Below are 6785 nucleotides of genomic sequence, written 5' to 3'. Positions count from 1 at the left end.
AATATTTCTGTGGCCTCCTTCTTTTGTTTATTCGCCACTGGTTTCGGGGTGGCCCCGCCCCGGGGGGCCGGGGGTCCGGCGCGCCGCGCGCCCACAGGCGTACCTGTGGGCTCGCGAACGACCCTGAACTACACGCGGCAGGCCGTATCCATTAGGCATGATCGGGCGCTCTGCGTGGTCACGCTTCGCTACCGCCTCCGAGCGCTGACCGATCATGCCGGGTGTTTTTTACTTGTTGTCGTCGCTGGGACGGAACGCGGTGGTCGCGTCCGCGGCCGGATCGGCGGTCTGTTCGCCGCCGAACGGCTGCGGTGCGGCCGACGAAGACGGCTGTGCGCCACCGTAGGTCGGCGCACCGAACGGCTGGCCCTGCTGGCCACCGAACGTCTGCGTAGCGCTCTCGTCGGGACGCGGCTGCGCCTGCGGTGCCGCACCGTACGGGGTGGGCTGCTGCTGCGGCGTCCCGTACTGCTGGCCGTAGGGCGACTGAGCGGGCTGGCCGTAGCCCTGCTGACCCGGCTGGCCGGTCTGACCCGGCGCACCGTAGGACGGCTGCTGCGCCTGCGGAATCGACGGCGAGCTCTGCTGACCGTACGGCGACGGCGACTGCGTCGGGTACTGCCCACCGGTGGAACCCTGGCCGTAGCCGGGCTGCCCATAGGACTGCTGGCCCTGGCCGTAGCCCTGCTGGCCGTAACCCTGCTGACCGTACTGGCCGTACTGGTTCTGCTGCTGTTGCGGCGCAGCCGGTTTCGGTGCCGGCGCCTTGATGATGCCGAGGCCGAACAGGAAGGCCAGCACCAACAGCACGGCGACCACGAACGAGAACGCGGCGACGACGAACGCGCCCCACTGCATTTCGATGCCCTCGCCCATGCTGATCAACGACACGACCACGCCCGCGAACCCGGCGATGCTCAGTGCCGCGGCGACACCGAGGACGTTCTGCTTGGGCAGCAGCGACAGCCCGGCCAACACCGCGGCGGCCAGAATCAACGTCGCGGCCGAGGCGCCGTTGGACTCGAACATGCTGCCGGTGGAGGTCTCACGCGTGATGCTGACACCGTAGTAGGGCGCGAAGCCGAGCAGGAAGGTGATGACGCCGAGTCCGGCGGCGGCCGCGGTCAAGATGAACGGCAGCCCTTTACCTTGCGAGCCTTCCGTACCGTCCGCGGTCGATGGCGCAGCCGCGGCGGCTCCGGTGCTGGGGCCCTGAGGCGCGGCGGGTGTCGCGGGTCCGTTGTACCCGGAGCCCCCGGTCGGGTATGACATGTCTCGTCGTCTCCTTGTCGAGTCGTGCGCATCGGTCGCGTCGATCTGACTGGTGCGGTGATCCGTTCACTGACGCTACTGCACGTCGGCCTCACGGTCATCACCTAGCGATCCAGCCTGTGGATAAACCGCTACCTTGTGGATAAGTCGACGAAGGCCGCCCAGGTGAAACCTGAAGGCGGCCTTCGACAGTTCAAAAGTGATCAGGCAGAAGCGATGGACGCCTTCTCCAGGATCTCGCGCGCCAGGGCGGCGGTGGCGGACGGCGTCTTGCCGACCTTCACACCAGCGGCTTCGAGCGCGTCCTGCTTGGCCTGCGCGGTGCCACCACCGGAGGACACGATGGCGCCGGCGTGGCCCATCGTCTTGCCCTCGGGCGCGGTGAAACCGGCGACGTAGCCCACGACCGGCTTGGTCACGTTGGCCTTGATGTAGGCCGCCGCACGCTCTTCGGCGTCGCCACCGATTTCGCCGATCATCACGATGATCTTGGTCTCGGGGTCCTTCTCGAACGCCGCGATCGCGTCGATGTGGGTGGTGCCGATGACCGGGTCGCCGCCGATGCCGATCGCGGTCGAGAAACCGAAATCGCGCAGCTCGTACATCATCTGGTAGGTCAGGGTGCCCGACTTCGACACCAGGCCGATCGGACCCTTACCGGTGATGTTGTTCGGGGTGATGCCGACCAGCGCCTCGCCCGGGGTGATGATGCCGGGGCAGTTCGGGCCGATGATGCGGGTCTTCTCGCCCTTTTCGACGTTGTAGGCCCACGCGTAAGCGGAGTCCTGCACCGGGATGCCCTCGGTGATGACCACGAGCAGCGGGATCTCCGCGTCGATGGCCTCGATGATGGCGTCCTTCGAGAAGGCCGGGGGCACAAAGGCGATCGAGGTGTCGGCGCCGGTCTTCTCCATGGCCTCGGCCACGGAAGCGAACACGGGCAGCTCGACTTCGTTGCCGTCTTTGTCGGTGTGCTTGACCGTGGTGCCGGCCTTGCGCGCGTTCACGCCGCCGACGACGTTGGTGCCCGCCTTCAGCATCAGCGCGGTGTGCTTGGTGCCCTCGCCGCCGGTGATGCCCTGGACGATGACCTTGTTGTCCTTGTTCAGGAAGATGGACATGTTCGCGTTCCTTACTTGGCGCTGAAGGCGAGTTCGGCGGCCTTGTCGGCGCCCTCGTCCATGGTCTGGGCCAGCGTCACCAGCGGGTGGTTGGCCTCGGCGAGGATGCGGCGACCCTCTTCGACATTGTTGCCGTCCAGTCGGACGACCAGCGGCTTGGTGGCCGCGGCACCGAGCACCTCGAGCGCGCCGACGATGCCGTTGGCGACCGCGTCACAGGCGGTGATGCCACCGAAGACGTTCACGAACACGCTCTTGACCTGCGCGTCACCCAGGATGACGTCCAGACCCGCGGCCATCACGGAAGCCGAAGCGCCGCCGCCGATGTCGAGGAAGTTGGCCGGCTTCACGCCGCCGTGGTTCTCGCCCGCGTACGCGACGACGTCCAGGGTCGACATGACCAGACCGGCGCCGTTGCCGATGATGCCGACCTCACCGTCGAGCTTGACGTAGTTGAGGTCGTTTTCCTTGGCCTTGAGCTCGAGCGGATCCGTCGCGTCGACGTCGGCGAACTCGAGGTGGTCGGGGTGGCGGTACTCGGCGTTCTCGTCGAGGGTGACCTTGCCGTCCAGCGCGAGGATCTCGTCGTTGGGCGTGCGCACCAGCGGGTTGACCTCGACCAGGGTGGTGTCCTCGTTGACGAAGACCTCCCACAGCTTCTGGATGGTCACCGCGGCGGCGTCGAGCACGTCGGCGGGCAGGTGGCCCTTTTCGGCGATCTCACGCGCGAAGGCCAGGTCGACACCCTTGACGGCGTCCACGGGGATCTTGGCCAGACGCTCGGGGGTCTTCTCGGCGACCTCTTCGATCTCCATGCCGCCCTCGACCGAGCACATGGCCAGGTAGGTGCGGTTGGAACGATCGAGCAGGAAGGAGATGTAGTACTCCTCCGCGATGTCCTTGGCCTCGGCGACCAGGAGCTTCTTGACGATGTGGCCCTTGATGTCCAGGCCGAGGATGTTCTGCGCGTGGGTGAACGCGTCTTCGGGGGTGGCTGCGTACTTCACGCCGCCGGCCTTGCCGCGGCCGCCCACCTTGACCTGCGCCTTGACCATCACGGGCTTGCCGATTTCCTCGGCAATGGCGCGTGCTTCTTCGGCCGTGTCGCAAACACGACCCTCGGACGAAGGCACTCCGTGCTTAACGAAGAGCTCCTTCGCCTGATATTCGAAGAGATCCATGTACTCACCGTCTCGTCTGCGTTGCTATGACAACGACTTGGTTGGAGGACCGACAGGCCGTAGCGACTGTTTGCGGGTCGCTCGCAATGGTCAGCTTGCGGGTCGGTCGGACTGTAACTAGTCACGGGGAGGGGTAAACGACCACGTTCATAGTAAGTGGCGCAGGTCACGGCGATTTAGGGGAGGTCCGAAAAACCGCTGGCTGACGCTACTGGCGAGTAGTTTTCGGGCGATTTTCGATGCCTTGGCAGGTAGGGCCACGTAAAGCGAGGGCACCCCGCCATCTACTACGTTATGTCGTCGACAGACCTCACCCGAGGCATCGGAATCCGGTGAGATATTCCGCCGCGTTACGGTGATGAACGTCACACGCACGGGTAGGTTTCCGACCAGCGCTTGCCACTACGCAATCGCTTCGTTACCGTCAATGCGGTCGAAGTCACAACCAGGTCACGACAACCAGGTCACGACTGGCAAGTCAGGACTGAGGAGGACGACATAGCGTGAGGTACTTCATACGATGAACCACCGCTCCACCCTTCCAGTCGACAATCGCACCAGCTCCGATGAGAATCGGACCAGCTCCGGGCACCGTTACCGGTATGCCGACGAGTACACGTCGCATCCGCAAGCCCGTCGAGCACCGGCCGACACCGCGTGGCCGCAGACCGATCACGCACGTCCCCAGACCGATCGCGCGTGGCCGCAGACCGATAACGCTTGGCACAACCAGAACACGTGGTCCGACGACACGGCATGGACGCCCGCCGAAGACGAGTGGACCGCCGACGAGTCCTATGACACCGGCACTTTCAGCACCGACTGGGCACCCGCCACCGCCGAGGAGACCACCTCCGAGCAGCGCCCCCGCCGCGCCGAACGTCGTGGTGGCGCACACCGCGTCCCCGCACCGCCCGCCGCGCTGAAGGGCCGTGCCGCGGTCATCGCGGTTGCCGCCGGTGCCGTCGTCGCCGCCGGGCAGGCCGCCATGGCCGATCCGGGCCAGCCGGCCAGCGGTCTCGATTACGAAGCCGCGGGCCAGGTCCACGAGATCGCCGCGCAGTCGATGAACACCGACGAATCCGGCACCGGTGCCGCCCCCCAGGTGCTCGAGGCCACGGCGATCGCCGACAAGAGCCATTTCGACGACATCCTCGCCAAGGGCGCCCAGTTCGCCGAAGATCTCGCCGCCCAGGAATCCGCCAAGCTGCGTCCCCTGTTCGCCAAGTTCTCCGCGGGCAACTACACGTCCGGTTTCGGCGCCCGCTGGGGTGTCCAGCACTTGGGCATCGACGTCGCGGGCCCGATCGGCACCCCGATCTACGCGGTCGCCGACGGCACCATCGTCGAAGCGGGCCCCGCGTCGGGTTTCGGCATGTGGGTCCGCGTGCTGCACGACGACGGCACCATCACCATCTACGGCCACATCGACACCGCGACGGTCTCCGAAGGCGAACGGGTCATGGCAGGCGACCAGATCGCCACCATGGGCAACCGCGGCTTCTCCACCGGCCCGCACGTGCACTTCGAGGTGTGGCTGAACGGCACCGACAAGATCGACCCGGTCCCGTGGTTGGCCACCCGCGGCATCAGCTTGGGCTCCCAGCGCGATTGATGCTCGGGTGACCAGCAGCACCCTTCCGCTGCGAGGTGGGCGGGTCTAGCGTTTCAGCTATGGCTGGTACGACGAAGTACACGCAGTTCATCGACCTCTCACCGGAATTGGTGTGGGAGGTGCTCGGGGATCTCGAGCGGTGGTCCGAGTGGAATCCCGGAGTGCGGTCGGTGCGGATGCACGGACCGGTCGCGGTCGGTGCCACCGGCGATTACGTGCCCAACGGGGATTTCTCGGCGCGAATCCACGGGCGTTTCGGAAAGCCGTTCACCGTCAGCACTTTCGAACCTCATCGTGAGCTCGCCATCGAGCAGCCCGAACCCGCGGGCACCATGCACCTGTCCTGGCGACTGGCGCCCCGCGACGGCGGCACGGAGATCACCCAGGCCCTGCGCTTCACCGGCCCGTCCGCCACCGCGGCCCGCACCGTCGTTCGCCCCTTCATCGAAACCGATGCGCGCGTGAACTTCTCGCGCCTGGCCCGCCTGGCAGGCCTGGCCCCCGCCGACGATGCCCTCAACGTCGTGATCGCGGGCGGCACCGGCGCACTCGGCCTGCAGATCGCCGCCGACCTGACCTGCCGAGGCCAACGCGTCACTCTGCTGACCCGCCGCCGCAACCCGAAACTGCCGTTCCGCCAAACAGAATGGGACGGCCGTTCGATCGGCGCCTGGTCCGCCGAACTGCGCGAACCCGGCCGCCTGGCCGTGATCAACCTCGCCGGGAAGTTGGTCGACTGCCGACCGACCGAACGCAATGTGGCCGAACTCCGTTCCAGCCGAGTCGATTCCACCACCGCCCTGGTAGCAGCGGCGAGCCTGCGCGACACCCCCGTCGACTACTGGGTCCAGGCCAGCACCACCGCCATCTGGTCCGACGCGGGCGAAACCCGTTGCACCGAAACAACACCCATCCCGGTCGGCCTACCCCAGATGACCGGCGTAGCCCAACCCTGGGAAGCAGCCTTCGACCCCGCCCGCGCCGACCACTGGACGATCCTGCGCACGTCCATCGTCCTGGACCCCGACGCCCCCGCCCTCAAACGCCTGGCCCAACTCACCAGGGCAGGCCTGGGCGGCCGAGTAGGCCCGGGCAATCAATGGTTCAGCTGGATCCACATCGAAGACTGGCTGGCCATAGTCCGAGCCACCCTGGGCATGGACCCCGACGTCACCCTGCCCAACGGCATCCTCGTAGCCGCCACCGAATTCCCGGTCCGCAACACCGAACTCATGTCCACCCTCCGCACAACCCTGCACCGCCCCCCATCACCACCCACCCCAAAGGCCGTGCTCACCATCGGCGCAGTAGCCCTGCGCACCGACCCAGCACTCGGTCTAACGGGCCGCCACGCCACCTCCGAAGTCCTCCACAAAGCAGGCTTCACCTTCCAGTACCCCACCCTCGACGAGGCAATAACAGACCTCTTCCCCCACTAACCCCACCACCCTGCACACCCCAAATCGGCCATGACCGCACTCCCAGCCCGCACACCCGACCCATTGGGAGGGTCCGCCGCGCAGCGGCGTAGCGGCCCGGCCGCGAGTTAGCCGCCGTTGCGTCCGAGGCGAAGCCTCCAGCAACGGTGGCTAACTC

Annotated in this window: 5 protein-coding genes; 2 read left to right on the top strand and 3 right to left on the bottom strand. The window is 66.7% G+C overall.

Annotated elements, in window-relative coordinates; genetic code table 11:
- Positions 1-228: 228 nt before the first annotated feature.
- From ACFWU5_RS28925 to sucC, 3 genes are all read right to left on the bottom strand, one after another.
- Complete coding sequence (locus ACFWU5_RS28925) at positions 229-1272, bottom strand: DUF5336 domain-containing protein (RefSeq protein ID WP_379270044.1); 1044 nt, start codon at positions 1270-1272, stop codon at positions 229-231.
- Between the two features lie 203 nt (positions 1273-1475).
- Positions 1476-2393: a succinate--CoA ligase subunit alpha gene (sucD, locus tag ACFWU5_RS28920; RefSeq protein WP_379270042.1), complete on the bottom strand. Its 918-nt coding sequence runs from the start codon at positions 2391-2393 to the stop codon at positions 1476-1478.
- A gap of 11 nt (positions 2394-2404) precedes the next feature.
- Positions 2405-3574 carry an ADP-forming succinate--CoA ligase subunit beta gene (gene sucC, locus ACFWU5_RS28915; protein ID WP_379239779.1) on the bottom strand — a complete coding sequence of 390 codons (1170 nt, stop codon included), beginning with the start codon at positions 3572-3574 and terminating at the stop codon, positions 2405-2407.
- A gap of 520 nt (positions 3575-4094) precedes the next feature.
- Here sucC and ACFWU5_RS28910 point away from each other — a divergent pair.
- Both ACFWU5_RS28910 and ACFWU5_RS28905 read left to right on the top strand, forming a co-directional pair.
- Complete coding sequence (locus tag ACFWU5_RS28910; RefSeq protein WP_379270040.1) at positions 4095-5189, top strand: M23 family metallopeptidase; 1095 nt, start codon at positions 4095-4097, stop codon at positions 5187-5189.
- Positions 5190-5248: 59 nt separating this feature from the next.
- Positions 5249-6628 carry a DUF1731 domain-containing protein gene (locus tag ACFWU5_RS28905; protein WP_379270038.1) on the top strand — a complete coding sequence of 460 codons (1380 nt, stop codon included), beginning with the start codon at positions 5249-5251 and terminating at the stop codon, positions 6626-6628.
- Positions 6629-6785 lie beyond the last annotated feature (157 nt).

The organism is Nocardia sp. NPDC058640 (assembly GCF_042716995.1).
In the GTDB taxonomy this organism is placed as follows: Bacteria; Actinomycetota; Actinomycetes; order Mycobacteriales; family Mycobacteriaceae; genus Nocardia.
Note: the sequence above shows the minus strand (reverse complement) of the source record. Positions and strands in the feature narration are given on the sequence as shown.